The organism is Intestinimonas sp. RTP31139st1_F5_RTP31139_211217 (assembly GCF_040226735.1).
Taxonomy (GTDB): Bacteria; Bacillota; Clostridia; order Oscillospirales; family Oscillospiraceae; genus Intestinimonas; species Intestinimonas butyriciproducens.
Map to the genome: position 1 here is coordinate 22,311 of NZ_JBCOAQ010000017.1, position 14,593 is coordinate 36,903.

Here is a 14,593-nt window from a genome sequence, read left to right on the forward strand (position 1 = left end):
GAGCGGCGTCGGGCCGCGGCACCGGGCGCGGCCTGACGCTATTTCCCCATGTAGGAGAAGTGCATATAGTCTCTGCTCCCTGCCCAGGCGGTACCGCCCCAGCTATAGCCGTATTGGGCAAAAATACGCACCACACTGCCGTCGGCGGGAATGGAAAAGGGATCCTCGCCGGGCAGCCAGTGAGAACCGGCGCCGACCTGTCCACTGTCATAGATCTGGTAATTCTCTTCCCAGTTGATATCCACGGCGGTGCCGCAGTTGTGCTCCCCCTTGGCGGCGTCTGTCCAGCGGTAACCACCGATATTTTTGATGGGAAACTGCTCCGGGTCCTCATAGATGGCGGTGAAGATGGCCGTCATATCGTCTGCAAGAGCTTCATGGATGGTAAAGGTACAGGCGGAGGATGCCCTTTCTCCGGTAGATGGGTCCAGGTGCCATACGGGGACCGTCACCTCTTTCATCCGGGCGTCTGCCTCGGACTTGGTGGTGAAGCGCCGTTGGTCGGCGCTGCCGAAGAGACGCAGGTACTTGGCCTGATTTTCTCCCTGGACCCGCCAGTCCGGGTCTTCCGACGGGGACTGTTCGCCGGGAAGGGAGGCCGGCAGGTCGGCGGCCGGCGCCTCGTGCTCCGGGATTGGGGCGGAGGGCGCCCCGCCGCGCAGATCGCTCAGCCGCAGCAGAAGCACCGCGCCGTCGGCACGGAGCAGGGGGGCTTCTCCCTGAAAGCTGCCGTCCGGCATCCCGCTGATCAGCCCACAGGCAGAGACTGCGGAGACGGCTTCCCGGTAGCAGACCGGGAGCGTCTCCCAATCGACAAAGGCGGAACCCGTGCCGGGGGAAGCGGGCTCCTGCGGCAGCAGACGGGAGAGCAGCACCGCCGCATCCCGGCGCAGGAGCGGCATGTCCAGTTTGTCGGAGGCCACGGGGAGAAAGTCATCGGCCTGGAGCACGCCAGCCTCACAGGCGGCCAGATAATAGGGCATGGCCCAATGGCCGTCCGCCCCGCTGTGGGCGTCGCAGACAGTCGGATAGAAGGCACGGCCCAGCATGGCCAGGTATTGTCCCCAGGTGAGCGTCCCGGAGGGCTGCACAGTGCCATCCGGCATCCCGCCGAGGATCCCCAGCTCACAGGCGCGTATCAGCGCGTCATAGGCCCAGTGGGACTCATCCAAGTCGGGATAATCTGCGGCCAGGGCGGAGATGGAGAGCGGGAGAGAGAGCAGCAGCGTCAGAAGGAGAGCGGCGGTCTTTTTCATGGAGGCGGCACCTTCTTATTCCATTGGTGTTGTGTGCGCGGAGGAGAGAAGCGCGGACCGTGCGGCGAGCACGGCCCGCTGCGCCCATAGAGAGAAGGGCTGAAATTATCTTATCATATAAAATTCGACACAGACAAGCACAAAAAATGCGCCGCAGGAAAAACTGCGGCGCACTGGGGGGAAAATCTGTCAGTCCCAGATACTGAACTGGTACAGGTGGTCATAATCCATCCCCATCGCGATGAAGACGGTGCCTCTGCTTTGGTTATAAACACAGGACCACTGGGTGGAGCTGCGCTTTTCCGGCTGTGGCTGCTGGCTGACGGCCTCCAGCAGGTCCATGGCCTCCTCTTCGGTCAGAATGCCCTCCGCCGCCTCCATGGCGGCCGTCAGGGTCTCAAAGCGGTCCTGCCCGGTGCCGAAATCCCAATCGCCGGGAGTCAGAAGGAAGTTGGTGGCCCGGGGGCTCTCCACCACGTTCATTGTGTCTCCGATGTATTCCACCACTACCGCACGCCCGGAGGCATCGGCGATCTGAAAGTGGTAGCAGGAGTTGGCGGAGGCGTGCATATCGTATTCGCCCAGCAGCGTCAGCGCTTCCTCCACAGTGGCAGCCTGATCCAGGATCATACGGATGGCTGTGGTGGTGGTGATGTCCACTTTTTCCGTCTGTTGGTTCGTAGGCTCGGTGTCGATGAGGAGAACGCCCACGGCCACGCCCTTTTCATTGACGCCGTCCAGGGGCACATAGGGGGCGGCCAGACAGAAAAAGCTGTCCAGAAGGCCGGTGGGCAGCTTGTCCTCACCAAAACCGATATAGGCCAGATTGACCATGGAGATGGAGCGGTAGCCGTTGGACGGCGCGGTTTTGACAAAAAGCGCAGGGGAGTAATACATATCAAAATTCCTTCCGAAGACGGCATCTCCTTCCGGGGTGTGGGCGGCAAAGGTAGAGCAGCCCAGATCGGGCAGATCGAACTCCATGGGCAGTCCCTTCAAGAGCTTTCCAGCGATGAAGCGGATGAGCTCCGGGTCGCTGGAGGCCCCTGTCTCCAGAAAGTCGTCAAAGCCGTAATCCCCGATGTACTCCATGGTAAAAAGCGAGGTGTTCCCCACCCGCTCCAGCGTACCCAGGGTCCTCAGTTCCCGCTGGAACAGCAGCAGGACGGCCAGCATCAGCGCGGCCAGCACGGCGGCGAGGGCGAGCAGGAGCTTGGGGAGGAGCCTGCGCGGCTTGTGTGGGGCTTGGGGCAGAGTTTCCTTCATGTGTGCAATCTCCTTTGAATATCAAATAATTTGAAAATCAAACGAGATACATCATAGAGCGGCAGGACCGGTTTGTCAAGAAATATTTTTAAAAGTGACTTGACAAATGAAAATATTTGAATATACTAATATTAGAACAAGCGAATGAAGGTGAGGCCAATGGAAGAGAGCAAGGAGCTCTATGAGGAAAAGACCGAGTTGCTCAAGGCCCTTTCCCACCCTCTGCGGCTGCAGATCGTCCGGGGCCTGCTGGTGGGGGGATGCCACAATGTCCGCTGTATGGAGGCGGGCACCGGGCAGTCACAGTCCACCATCTCCCAGCACCTGATGCGCCTGAAGGCGGCGGGGGTGGTACGGTGTGAACGACAGGGCAACGAGATGTACTATGAGGTGTCGGACCCGGACGCCGCCGCTGTGGTGGCCGCGCTGTTCGGAGACAAGGAGTGTGATTATAATTGTCCCATGACATTGCGGTCATCGGAGGCGGTCCGGCAGGCCTGAGCGCCGCGATCAATGCCAGGGTCCGGAACAAGACGGTGCTGGTGGTCGGCAACGATTACCGGGAAAGTCCTCTGTACCGGGCGGAGCGGGTAGACAACTATCTGGGGATGCCCGGACTTACCGGAGCCCAGCTCTTGGACGCTTATCAGAGGCACGCCGAGGATATGGGCGTGGAATTCAGACACGGACGAGTGCTGAATATCATGCCCATGGAGCACACATGCTATCTAAGCATCGGCACCGATATGGAGGAGGCCGGGGCGGTCATTCTGGCCACCGGCGTCTCGCGGGGGAAGAAGTTCCCCGGCGAGGCGGAGTTTCTGGGCCGGGGCGTGAGCTACTGCGCGACCTGTGATGGGATGCTCTACCGAGACAAGCAGGTCGTGGTGGTTGGGCTGGCCCCCGATGCGGCTGAGGAGGCCAACTTTCTCCAGGGGTTAGGTTGCCGGGTGACCTACGTCTCAGGCAAGGCGCCGGAGGGGCTGGACCCCGCCATTGCCTATGTGAGAGCGACCAAACTGGAGATCGTGGGCGAAGCGTCCGTCACCGCCCTGAGAGCGGGGGACGAGGAAATCCCATGTCAATGCGTGTTCCTCCTCCGCCACGCCATTCCGCCCACGGATCTGCTGCCGGCGCTGGAGCTGGAAAACGGCTATATCCGGGTGGACCGGGAGATGAGGACCAACCTGCCGGGCGTATTTGCCGCCGGAGACTGCACCGGGCTGCCCCTCCAGCTTTCAAAAGCCGCCGGCGAGGGCCTGATCGCCGGACAGAAGGCCGCCGAGTATCTCGACGGGCTGTAAGAGGAAAATCATGCATATTTTATCTATTTCATTATAAAAAGGAGAAATGAATCATGTCTGTTCTGCATCTGAATGAATCCGAGTTCAACGAAAAAATCCCCACTGCCCCCATCGCCATGGTGGACTTCTGGGCCACTTGGTGCGGTCCCTGCAAGATGCTGGCTCCGGTTGTGGAGGACCTGGGCAAGAAGTACGAGGGCAAGGCGCTCATCGGTAAGGTGGACGTGGATGAGAACCAGGCGCTGGCCGGCAAGTACGGCGTTATGAGCATTCCCACCGTCATCTTCTTCAAGGACGGCAAGGAGATTGGGCGGAAGGTGGGCGTACAGCCCGCCAGCGTCTACACCCAGACGCTGGACGCCAACCTGTAAGGCAGAGAGAAAGACCTCCTCCGCGCACTTGCACAAAAGTGCGCGGAGGAGGTCTTTTATATCCGCAAAAAAGAAATGGTCTGTTCCGGCACCGGGAGCTGATAGTGCAGCAGCTCCACATCCACAGACGCTGTATCCGGCGGGACGGCGCTCTCCAGGAGGGACGCCCGCAAGGGGAGACCGTGGCTGCCGGTGGGATGCTCCGGCTTCAGGACAAACCCTACGGAAGAGGCGGCGGAGACCGGAGCCTGGCGCAAAAAGGCCCGGGAATAGAACTGCAGAGAGGCATGCTCCGTCTCATACTCCACCACGGGCAGGCGCATCCCCGGGGGACAGAGCTGCTGCACATGTGCGTGAATGTCCCGCTTTGCCCTCTCCGCCTCCTCCGGCGGAAGGCCCTCATAACGCCTGGGATCGGAGAGCAGCGTCTCCACGTCGCCGTACAGGTCTTGGAGGTAGACGTTGTGGATGTAGAAGCGGACGGCCTGGGGGCCGCTGCCGCAGGTGAGGGGGCGGGGACGGCCTTTTCCCACCTGCAGGGTCAGCCGCTTCCCGGCGGGGTACTGCACCCATTCCACCCCTAGGGTCAGAGAGACCTAGCAATCCGGTCCGACCGGGGGTATGGTGTCAAATTCCCCCTGAAATTCCAGGCAGGTCAGCCAGACGCCCGGGAGGTCCGCCCCTTGCAACGGCGCGGAGATCGGACAGCCGGCCCGGAGAAATTCGTGGACGGTCAGCATGTCCTCCGGTGCCCCTTGGAAGAGATCGCCGGACAGCCGCCCGCTGGAGGCGGAGGCAATGGAGAGGACGCGGTCATCCAGGGCCATCCGTGAGATATGCGGAAGCGGGGGGCGGTAAGAATCTCCTGCCCGGCGGGTGAGCTTCCGGCGGTTGGTGGCGGGAGTGCGGGGAGGACGGGGGAGCGCGTCCCGCTCCTGCCGCCAGGCCTCGCCGTCGTATTGAAGCAGATACAGCCGCAGCGTTTTCTCTTGAAGCAAAAACCCCAGCAGCTCGATCAGAGCACCGCCCGGGAGGACGGCACTGCGGCCCAGGACCGCGATCACGTCATATTTGGGCAGGGCAGCCTGCCAGCAGGAAAAATCCATCGGCGCCCTCCTCAGTGTGTCCGCGCGCCCAGCATGGCCTGGACCTCGGCCCGGGTGCAGTGGTAGTCCCCGTCTCCACTGCGGCGATAGGAGCCATGGAAGGGGTCCTGCCCCAGATAGACGGGGAGCTGGTCCCGTTCCCCGGGCGGGACCTGGATCACCAGCACGGCGCCGTCGTCGGTGCCCGCCACCCAGACGTCCTCCGGACGTAAAATATTGACGCTGACCACCTGAGGGTCGCTGACCATGCGCCAGAACTCCTTCGCCATTTCGTGGGGCTCCAGCAGGCCCTGGACCCGAAGGCTGTGGTCGGGACGCTCCTCCACGCCCAGAAGGATGAGCCCGCCGTAGCTGTTGGCAAAAGCGGAATAGGTCTCCCAAATGCTGTGGGGCAGTCCCCCGGTGGCCAGCTTGGCCTCCAGGCGGTTATTTTCCCGGTATTGCTCGATATGGTTGAGGTCCAGCAAGGGGAACACCTCCCGATGATCGATATTTCAGGGTGCGGCGATCCGCTCCGCCACACGGATCCCATCCGCGGCGGCACTCATGATCCCGCCGGCCCAGCCGCCGCCCTCTCCGCAGGGATAGAGGCCGCGGACCGGCGACTGGAGGTCCGCGCCGCGCAGCAGGCGGACCGGAGAAGAGGAGCGGGTCTCCACTCCGGTCAGCAGGGCCTCCGGAGCGTCAAAGCCGTGCAGGCGCTTCCCCATGAGGGGCAATGCGCTCCGCAGCGTATCCGTGACAAATCCGGGCAGACAGAAGCGGAGATCGGCGGGTACCACGCCGGGACGATAGGTGGCTTCCACCGTGGAGGAGAGGGAGGGAGTGGAGCCTGAGAGCAGGCTGCCGACGGTCTGGGCGGGCGCGAAATAGCTGCCGCCGCCCAAGTCAAAGGCACGACTCTCCCACAGCTCCTGGAACTGCATACCGGCCAAGGGATGCGAGGAGGCGAAGTCGGCGGGGGAGACGCCCACCAGCAGTCCGCCGTTGCAGTTTCGCCCCCCTCTGGACCTCCGGCTCATGCCATTGGTCACAAGGTGCCCCGGCTCTGATGCGGCGGCGACCACTTCGCCGCCGGGACAGACGCAGAAGGTGAAGGCGGAGCGTCCGTCGGGAAGGTGACAGGCGAGCTTATAGTCCGACGGGGGAAGCCTTTTCCAGGCCGACCCATATTGGGCGGCGCTGATATCGGATTGCAGGTGCTCGATGCGCACGCCCACTGCAAAAGACTTGGGTTCCATGGGGACGCCCGCGTCAAAAAGCATGCGGAAGGTATCCCGGGCCGAGTGGCCCGGAGCCAGCGCCAGAGCATCCGTCTCCAGCGTATAGGGGCCGGTTGGCGCATCCACCGTTACAGCCGTGAGCACGCCGCCCCGAATGGAGAGGCCGGAGAGACGGTGTTCGAACCGGATGTCGCAGCCCAGGCGCAACAGCTCCAGACGGATGTTCCGCACCACCTCCACGAGCACGTCGGTGCCGATGTGGGGCTTGTGGGAATAGCGGATATCCTCCGGCGCGCCGTGTACCACCAGGGCTTCCACCACGGCGGAAAGACGGGGGTCATGGGTCCCGGTGGTCAGCTTTCCGTCGGAGAAGGCCCCGGCCCCGCCCTCGCCGAACTGGACGTTGGAGGCGGGGTCCAGCGCACCCCCCGCCCAAAAGGCGGATACGTCGCGGCTCCTCTGCTCCACGGGACGGCCCCGCTCCAAAACAATGGGGGGCAGGCCAGCACGCGCCAGAAAAAGGGCGGTAAAGAGCCCGGCAGGGCCCATGCCCACCACCACGGGCCGGAGCGATGCGCTGCGGGTGGGGGCGGGAAAGCGGTAGGGATGGGGCGCATGGAGCGTGACGGCCCGGTTTTGTGCCCGCCGGACCAGGTAGGCCTCGTCCTCGGCGGACAGGTCCACTGTGCAGACATAGTGGACGTCGGACTTTTTCCGGGCGTCGATGGATTGGCGGACAAGCGTGAGGGCCTGAACAGCGTCGGGGGAAATGCGGAGCATACGTGCGGCTTTGGCCCGGAGCTCGGGAAGGTCCGCGTCGAGGGAGAGAGGGAGGTCGCTGATTCGTATCATGTCATCACCTTACAGATAGTGTACCACAGGGAGGACAGGGTGACAAGAAAAAGGCGCGTGCCTTTTGTCCGGAGCCTGGAAGGCGCAAAGCAGCCCAGACTTCATCATATTGTATTTGCATAAGCGCAAAAATAAGCGGTACTCGGCCCCAAAGCCGAGTACCGCTTATTTTCTGGTTGGTCGACCTCGCCTGACAAAGGCTGTATTTAAGTGAGTTTGCGCTCCGCTGCTTTACAAACATCCGGCAAGTGCGGCGTATTTTGGGGACGGAGGATCGGAACAGATCCCGCCCTGTGGCGAGGTGTTTCCCGCAGCCGGGGAGAGAAGGACGGCGGCCTGAGCCTGTCGGGCGCCGGCCTTAGTAAGCGATGCCCTGCCAGAGCATGGCGTCGGCCACCTTGAGGAAACCGGCGATGTTGGCGCCGGCCACCAGGTTGCCGGGCATACCATATTCTTCGGCAGCCTGAGCGGCGCTGTGGTAAATGTTCGTCATGATACCGTGGAGCTTTTCGTCCACCTCTTCAAAGGTCCAGGAGAGCCGCAGGGAGTTCTGGCTCATCTCCAGGCCGGAGGTGGCTACACCGCCCGCATTGGCCGCCTTGGCGGGTCCGAACAGCACGCCGTTGAGCTGGAAGATTTCCACCGCCTCGGGAGTGGAGGGCATATTGGCGCCCTCCGCCACGGCGTAACAGCCGTTTTTCACCAAGGCCTGGGCGGCCACGCCGTCCAGCTCGTTCTGTGTGGCGCAGGGAAGGGCAATGTCGCAGGGGACGTTCCAGATACCCGAGCATCCCTCCACATATTTGGCGGCGGGAACATAGTCCAGATAGGTCTTGATGCGGGCGCGCTTGACTTCCTTGATCTCCTGGATGATCTTGAAGTCGATGCCGTTTTCATCCACGATATAGCCGTTGGAGTCGCTCATGGCGATGACCTTGCCGCCCAGCTGCGTGGCCTTCTGGTTGGCGTAGATGGCCACATTGCCGCTGCCGGAGATCACGACCCGCTGGCCGTCGAAGGATTTGCCGTTGGCCGAGAGCATCTCCTTGGTAAAATAGCATAGGCCATAGCCGGTGGCCTCGGTCCGGGCCAGAGAGCCGCCGTAAGTCAGACCCTTTCCGGTGAGCACGCCGGTAAACTCGTTGCGCAGGCGCTTATACTGGCCGAACAGGAAGCCGATCTCACGGGCGCCCACGCCGATATCGCCGGCGGGGACATCGGTGAACTGGCCGATGTGGCGCTGGAGCTCGGTCATAAAGGACTGACAGAAACGCATGACCTCGGCGTCGCTCTTGCCCTTGGGGTCGAAGTCGGAGCCGCCCTTGCCGCCGCCCATGGGAAGACCGGTCAGACTGTTCTTGAAAATCTGTTCAAAGCCAAGAAATTTAATAATGGACAGGTTGACGCTGGGGTGGAAGCGCAGGCCGCCCTTATAGGGGCCGATGGCGGAATTGAACTGGACGCGGAAGCCGCGGTTTACCTGGACGGCGCCCTGGTCGTCCACCCAGGGCACTCGGAACTGGACCACACGCTCCGGCTCCACGATGCGCTGAAGGACGCCCGCCTTCTCCAGCTCGGGACGCTTCTCCACGACAGGCTGGAGGGACTCCAGCACTTCGCCCACAGCCTGGAGGAATTCCGGCTGATGGGGATCTTTCTTCTCCACGGTGGCATAGACGTTTTGCAGGTAAGCACTTTTAAATTCCATGTTGCCAACCCCCTTTGTATGGCGTGCTCTCCTAAAAAATGGAGACTACCAAAATGTGTTGGGAGTATTATACGACGGCAGGCCCCGGAATGCAAGAGAAAAATGAAAACTTGCAGTTTGAATCCATAAATTCTTCCCTGCGCAGGAGGAGGTGCAGGAGGGAGGGACAAGAAATGCTTTTGCTGTACGTGGGTGAAGAACAAAAGAGCCGCCCGCCGCGGGATGCGGCAGGCGGCTCGGCGAATGTCGTGGAAGGGGCCGGTGTGCACGGGGCGGGGTTACTTGCCCAGCTTGGAGACGATCTCGGCGGTGTCGGTGGCGATGACCAGTTCCTCGTTGGTGGGGATGAGCAGGGTGTGCACAGTGGCGTCGGCAGCGGAGATATCGGTCTCCTCGCCGCGAACCTTGTTCTTTTCAGGATCGATCTTGATGCCCATAAAGCCTAGGCTGGACACGATCTGCTCGCGCAGCTCGGCGGAGTTTTCGCCCACGCCGGCGGTGAACACCACGGCGTCCACACCGCCCATGGCGGCGGAGGCGGAGGCGATACGCTTGGTGACCTTATAGCAGAACATGTCGATGGCCAGCTTGGCGCGCTCATTGCCCTCTTCGGCGGCCTTCTCCAGATCGCGGAAGTCGGAGGACACACCGGAAACGCCCAGCACACCGGACTTCTTGTTGAGGATATTCATGACCTCGTCGATGGTCAGGCTGTGGGTGTGCATCAAGAATTCGATGATGGAGGGGTCCACGGCGCCGGAACGGGTTCCCATGGGCACACCGTCCAGGGGGGTGAAGCCCATGGACGTCTCGATGGACTTGCCGCCGTCGATGGCGCAGATGGAGGAGCCGTTGCCCAGATGACAGGTGACGATCTTCAGCTCTTCAATGGGACGGCCCAGCATATCGGCGGCACGGCGGGAGACGTACAGGTGAGAGGTGCCGTGGAAGCCGTAGCGGCGGACGTGATCCTTTTCGTAATACTCATAGGGAATGGCATACATGAACGCGCGGGGGGGCATCGTCTGGTGGAAGGCGGTGTCGAACACACCCACCATGGGGACGCCGGGCATGACCTTCTGGCAGGCCTGGATGCCGGTGATGTTGGCGGGGTTGTGGAGGGGGGCCAGGGGGATGCACTCCTCCAGAGCGGCCATTACGGCGTCGTCGATGAGCACGGAGCAGGCGAACTTCTCGCCGCCATGGACCACGCGGTGTCCGACGGCGTCGATCTCGGACATGCTCTTGATCACGCCGTGCTCGGGGCTGGTGAGAGCGTCGAGGACGGCCTGAATGGCCTCCGCGTGGGTGGGCATGGGGATGTTGAACTCGTACTTGCCGTCGGTGGCGGGCACCTTGTGGGTCAGGCGGCCGTCGATGCCGATGCGCTCACAGAGACCCTTGGCCAGGACCTCTTTGGTCTCAGGGACCATGAGCTGATATTTGAGGGAAGAACTGCCAGCGTTGATGACGAGGACTTTCATAATCGTATCCCGCTCCTTAAAAAAGTTTGGTTCCGCCTTGATAGAAGGCGTGTGTTCCGCTAAAATAGCAATTATAATTGTAGACCATTCCGAAGAAAAGAACAACCCATTATTTCGAAAAAAGTCAAACTTTTTCCGCCTGGAGGTTCCTGCCATGAACATTGTGGGCATCATCGCCGAATATAATCCCTTCCATCTCGGACATGCCCGGCAGATTGCCGAGACCCGCAGGGCACTGGGGGACTGTGCCGTGGTCTGCGCCATGAGCGGCCACTGGGTCCAGCGGGGGGAGTGCGCCCTTACCGACAAGTGGACCCGGGCGGGGATGGCCCTGCGGGGTGGGGCGGATCTGGTGCTGGAGCTGCCCACGCCCTGGGCCACCTCCTCGGCGGAGTCCTTTGCGCGGGGGGGCGTGGGGATACTGGCCGCGGCAGGGGTGGTGGACACCCTGTCCTTCGGGAGCGAGGGAGGCGATACGGCGCCCCTGTACCGCGCGGCCGCCTGTCTTGACTCGGAGGAATACCGGACCGCTCTGCGCCGCTTCCTGGACAAGGGGCTGCCCTTTGCCGCGTGCAGGCAGGCGGCGGTGGAGGAGCTGCTGGGCAGGGAGGCCGCCCTCTGCCTGAGCCGCCCCAATGATAACTTGGCCGTGGAGTATCTCCGCGCCCTGCCGGAGCGGATGGGGGCCCTGGCGGTGAGGCGGGTGGGGGCGGAGCACGACGGGGCCCCGGTGGGAGGCTATGCCTCGGCGTCCGCCATCCGGGGATGGCTACACTGCGGAAAGATTCAGCGGGCGGAGGCATATCTGCCCGAACCTTGGCAGGGTGACGTGGCCTCCATGGAGTGGTGTGAACGCGCGGTGCTCTCCCGGCTGCGGACTATGTGCCCGGAGGAGGCGGAGCGCCTTCCCGACAGTGGGGAGGGCGTGGCTGCCCGGCTGATTTCGGCCGGAAGGGCGGCCCGAAGCCTGGAGGAACTCTATGCGCTGGCAAAGACCAAGCGATACGCCCACGCACGCATCCGGAGGCTGGCGCTGTGGGCCTATCTGGGCCTCGCCGCGGAGGATCGGCCGGAGCGGGCGCCCTATCTGCGGGTGCTGGGCTTTAACGAGCGGGGACGCGCGGTGCTGCGGGAGATGGAGGGGCGGGCCCAAGCCCCCATTCTCACCAAGCCCGCCCACGCCAGGGATTTAGAGCCTGCGGCCCGGCGGCTCTTCGAGCTGGAGGCCCGGTGTACGGACCTTTACGGACTGTGCTTTGCAGAGCCATGGCCCTGCGGCAGGGAGTGGACCACAAACCCTGTACGCTGCGAAGCGCAATAAATGCGGCGGGTGAGCCGGGCGCTCACCCGCCGCATTTGCGTGCGGTCATGCCCCGGAAAAGTCCAGGGGGATCTCCACACCACAGAAGGAGAGGGATTCCATCTCCCCGAGTGCGATGAGATCGGTAAATGTGACATCGAAACTGGAGATGTAGAGCTCTCCCCCTTTATAGAAGTAGCCGTAAGTTCAGAAGTCGGTATCGCATTCCATCAGGTCGATGGCGGTACCGTCCCGCAGGGTGAGGACGAAGCCCCCCTTTTTGAGGGCGCTGCTGGTTCCATCCAGGGCGTCCTGGGAGGCGGGGACGCTTTCCCCCGGCAGGGGACGGCACGGCGCGTCCGCGGGCCGCGCGCTGCCACGCGGGCCAGGATTTTTTCCTCCAGGGCGGGGTCGAAGGGCACATGCTCTATGGCATCGTGATAGTGTTCAAGATTCATAACTTACCGCCTTCAGTTCTCGCTTGAGCAGGGCCCGGCCCCGGGAGAGGCGGGTTCCCACTGTGGCGGCGGGCAGGACCAGAATGCGGGCGATCTCCCGGATGGAATAGCCCTCATAGTAATGCAGGTGAAGGGGAAGACGGTACTTTTCCTCTGTTGGCCGTGACCTTCAGCAGCCATGCCTTCAGGTGGTCCCCGTCCCGTACGCCGAAGGGCCTTTCCAGAGGGGATGAGGAAGACCTCCTGGGCCACATCCTCGGCCTCCGCACGGTTTTTCAGGCAGGTGTAAGCGGCGCGGACCACGCTGGGAAGAGAGGGACTGAATTTTTCACCCACATATAAATTTTGTCCGGCAGACGTCGTCTGCCGGACAAAACAGGGTGGAGGTCAATCCCAATTCACGCCCAGATCAGGGCGAACCTCCAGGTCGATGATATCCTTGGCATCGTAGAACTGGAGGTAGCGGTCCCGCTGCTTCCGCAGGGTGGTGCCGTCGGGGTGGAGACGGTCACAGATGACGGCGGAGATATCCGTCTTGATCTTGGAATAGGATTCGATCCCCACAGAGGCAAAGACCCGGAATCCCATGCTCTGGAGGTACTGGAACATGGGGCCGGTCTGCTTGACGTCGTCATTGCCGTCGGGGCGGGCGCCGTGGGGATAGAAGAGGATGGTGGTGGGGCCTACCAGACTGCCCACCTCTTCGGCCCAGCGCTCGGTGTCGTTCTTCACCACCTCCAAAGACTTGGTGGAGAGATTGATATGGCCCCAGGTGTGGGAGCCAAAGGTCCAGCCCGTCTCCTTGAGCCGCTGGATCACCGGCTTTACCGCGTCGATCTCGCTCTGGCGGTAAGCCTCAAAGGTGGGGCGGTCGGGGGAGCCGGCGGCGATGTCACGGTCGTTCTGGGTCCGGTAACCCAAAATGCCCTGGTAGCCGGTGAGAGAGAAAATCGCCTTGGCGCCGTTGAGGGAGAAGTCGGGGTGCTCCAGCACAAAGTTGTCCAGGATGGGGGTGGCATCCAGGTCCTGGGTAAGGAAGGTCTCCTGTGTGTAGGGGTCGGTGCACTGGGCCCAGATCTGTCCGTCATCCCCCACCACCAGCTTTGAGGTGAACCCCTCGGCCAGCATGTAGTCGTAGTAGTTCACATCATCGAAAGAGATGACGAGCGGCTTTTTCCCCTCGGGGAGCATGAGGGTGTTGCGGACCATGTGGGGGACGCCGGTACCGTCGCTGGTCTCGGTCCACACATCCTCCATCCGTACCAGAATGTAACCCCTCTCATAGAGGTTGTTGAGAATCTTATTGTATTCGTCCACCGTTACCATCCAGTCGTCCAGCCCGTCCTTCTGGGCCTGGGAGGCGGAGCTGTCGGTGAAGGCGTACTTGGGGTAGGCGATGACAGGGTGAAAGAAGAGATGCTCCACCACCTGATCGGGTCCCCACGCCTGTGTGAGCTGATCCGCAGACCAGTAATTTTTCACCGCATCGTAGGGGTCGGCGGCAGGGGTGGGCGTGGGTTCCGGCGCGGCGGTCTCCAAGGGCGCAGGAGTGGTGTCGGCGGTCCCGGAGGGCTGCGCTCCGCCGCTGCCGCAGGCGGCCAGGGATAGAGTCAGACCCAGGGATAAAAGCAGGGCGCAGGCGCGTTTGAGCTGGTTCATTGGTAAAGTTCCTCCTATTATTCTATCTTGCTCCCTATGATAAGACAAGGCAGAGAAGAAAACACTACAAAGCGGTTACGAATCGGTTAAGATTTCCTGTCGGCGGGCTGCGGTATCCGGCGGACCAGCAGGATGGAGGCGGCCCCCGTGACGGCGCCCGTGGCCACGCTGGCGAGCAGGAGCGGGGCCAGGTACACGGCGATGGCGGGGGAGCCCAGCACGGCGATGGCGGCCAGGATCTGTCCGGCGTTATGGGCGGCCGCGCCGGCGATGCAGACGCCGAAGAGCGAGAAGCCCCGGAAGTGGAGCAGTGCCCACATTGTGAGCAACGCAAACACGCCACCCGTGAGAGAGAAGGCCAGGGCGGTCAGATTGCCTCCCACCAGCGCGCTCAAGAGGCAGCGGGAGACCAGGATGGCGAGGGCCTCTCTAGAGGAGAGGATACACAGAGCGTAGACCGTGACCAGATTGGCCAGTCCCAGCCGCAGTCCGGGCAGGGGGATCAGGACGGTAAGAGGGACAAGCCCCTCGCACACGGAGATGGCGAGGGCCAGGGCGGTCAGCACTGCGCACCGGGTAAGCCGGCGGACGGAATGATTCATGATA

14 protein-coding genes and 1 pseudogene are annotated in these 14,593 nt (G+C 62.4%); 4 read left to right on the forward strand and 11 right to left on the reverse strand.

Annotation, left to right across the window (positions count from 1 at the left end; all coding sequences use genetic code 11):
• Nucleotides 1-38: 38 nt before the first annotated feature.
• Together ABUA09_RS11250 and ABUA09_RS11255 are read right to left on the reverse strand one after the other, a co-directional pair.
• Complete coding sequence (locus ABUA09_RS11250) at nucleotides 39-1,256, reverse strand: S-layer homology domain-containing protein (protein WP_058117321.1); 1,218 nt, start codon at nucleotides 1,254-1,256, stop codon at nucleotides 39-41.
• 189 nt (nucleotides 1,257-1,445) lie between these two features.
• Nucleotides 1,446-2,522, reverse strand: coding sequence for a linear amide C-N hydrolase (locus ABUA09_RS11255; RefSeq protein WP_058117322.1), 1,077 nt, complete (start codon nucleotides 2,520-2,522; stop codon nucleotides 1,446-1,448).
• 159 nt (nucleotides 2,523-2,681) lie between these two features.
• On the opposite strand from ABUA09_RS11255, the gene ABUA09_RS11260 reads away from it, so the two are divergent.
• From ABUA09_RS11260 to trxA, 3 genes are read left to right on the forward strand one after another with little or no spacing between them, the layout of a single operon-like run.
• Nucleotides 2,682-3,023: an ArsR/SmtB family transcription factor gene (locus tag ABUA09_RS11260; RefSeq protein ID WP_033119265.1), complete on the forward strand. Its 342-nt coding sequence runs from the start codon at nucleotides 2,682-2,684 to the stop codon at nucleotides 3,021-3,023.
• Nucleotides 2,978-3,826, forward strand: coding sequence for an NAD(P)/FAD-dependent oxidoreductase (locus ABUA09_RS11265; RefSeq protein WP_058117323.1), 849 nt, complete (start codon nucleotides 2,978-2,980; stop codon nucleotides 3,824-3,826). Before ABUA09_RS11260 ends, ABUA09_RS11265 begins: the two co-directional genes overlap by 46 nt.
• Before the next feature lie 53 nt (nucleotides 3,827-3,879).
• Nucleotides 3,880-4,197 carry a thioredoxin gene (gene trxA / locus ABUA09_RS11270; protein ID WP_058117324.1) on the forward strand — a complete coding sequence of 106 codons (318 nt, stop codon included), beginning with the start codon at nucleotides 3,880-3,882 and terminating at the stop codon, nucleotides 4,195-4,197.
• A gap of 56 nt (nucleotides 4,198-4,253) precedes the next feature.
• Here trxA and ABUA09_RS11275 read toward each other — a convergent pair whose 3' ends face one another.
• The 6 genes from ABUA09_RS11275 to ABUA09_RS11300 all read right to left on the reverse strand — a co-directional run bounded on the left by ABUA09_RS11275 (nucleotide 4,254) and on the right by ABUA09_RS11300 (nucleotide 10,570).
• Nucleotides 4,254-4,766, reverse strand: coding sequence for a hypothetical protein (locus ABUA09_RS11275; RefSeq protein ID WP_349949365.1), 513 nt, complete (start codon nucleotides 4,764-4,766; stop codon nucleotides 4,254-4,256).
• A 27-nt stretch (nucleotides 4,767-4,793) separates the two neighbouring features.
• A complete protein-coding gene (locus ABUA09_RS11280) occupies nucleotides 4,794-5,303 on the reverse strand; it encodes a hypothetical protein (RefSeq protein ID WP_349949366.1) in 510 nt (169 codons plus the stop codon).
• Nucleotides 5,304-5,314: 11 nt separating this feature from the next.
• Entirely contained in the window at nucleotides 5,315-5,770 is a 456-nt protein-coding gene (locus tag ABUA09_RS11285) for an AlbA family DNA-binding domain-containing protein (protein WP_033119259.1), read from the reverse strand.
• A 27-nt stretch (nucleotides 5,771-5,797) separates the two neighbouring features.
• Nucleotides 5,798-7,378 (reverse strand): NAD(P)/FAD-dependent oxidoreductase, encoded by a 1,581-nt coding sequence (locus tag ABUA09_RS11290; protein WP_349949367.1) that lies wholly within the window; start codon nucleotides 7,376-7,378, stop codon nucleotides 5,798-5,800.
• A gap of 358 nt (nucleotides 7,379-7,736) precedes the next feature.
• The gene (gdhA, locus tag ABUA09_RS11295) at nucleotides 7,737-9,086 is read right to left on the reverse strand and encodes an NADP-specific glutamate dehydrogenase (protein ID WP_058117327.1); all 1,350 of its coding nucleotides are present in this window, start codon (nucleotides 9,084-9,086) and stop codon (nucleotides 7,737-7,739) included.
• Nucleotides 9,087-9,364: 278 nt separating this feature from the next.
• Nucleotides 9,365-10,570, reverse strand: a complete 1,206-nt coding sequence (locus tag ABUA09_RS11300) for an acetate/propionate family kinase (protein WP_033119262.1) — start codon at nucleotides 10,568-10,570, stop codon at nucleotides 9,365-9,367.
• 154 nt (nucleotides 10,571-10,724) lie between these two features.
• Here ABUA09_RS11300 and ABUA09_RS11305 point away from each other — a divergent pair, with 154 nt between their 5' ends.
• The gene (locus tag ABUA09_RS11305) at nucleotides 10,725-11,891 is read left to right on the forward strand and encodes a tRNA(Met) cytidine acetate ligase (RefSeq protein ID WP_195969534.1); all 1,167 of its coding nucleotides are present in this window, start codon (nucleotides 10,725-10,727) and stop codon (nucleotides 11,889-11,891) included.
• A 426-nt stretch (nucleotides 11,892-12,317) separates the two neighbouring features.
• Here the strand turns inward: ABUA09_RS11305 and ABUA09_RS11310 are convergent.
• The 3 genes and pseudogenes from ABUA09_RS11310 to ABUA09_RS11320 all read right to left on the reverse strand — a co-directional run.
• A pseudogene (locus ABUA09_RS11310) lies at nucleotides 12,318-12,467 on the reverse strand (RNA polymerase sigma factor); the annotation flags it as partial.
• 248 nt (nucleotides 12,468-12,715) lie between these two features.
• Complete coding sequence (locus ABUA09_RS11315) at nucleotides 12,716-13,987, reverse strand: polysaccharide deacetylase family protein (RefSeq protein WP_195615120.1); 1,272 nt, start codon at nucleotides 13,985-13,987, stop codon at nucleotides 12,716-12,718.
• Between the two features lie 86 nt (nucleotides 13,988-14,073).
• The gene (locus tag ABUA09_RS11320; RefSeq protein WP_058117331.1) at nucleotides 14,074-14,589 is read right to left on the reverse strand and encodes a Gx transporter family protein; all 516 of its coding nucleotides are present in this window, start codon (nucleotides 14,587-14,589) and stop codon (nucleotides 14,074-14,076) included.
• Nucleotides 14,590-14,593: the final 4 nt, after the last annotated feature.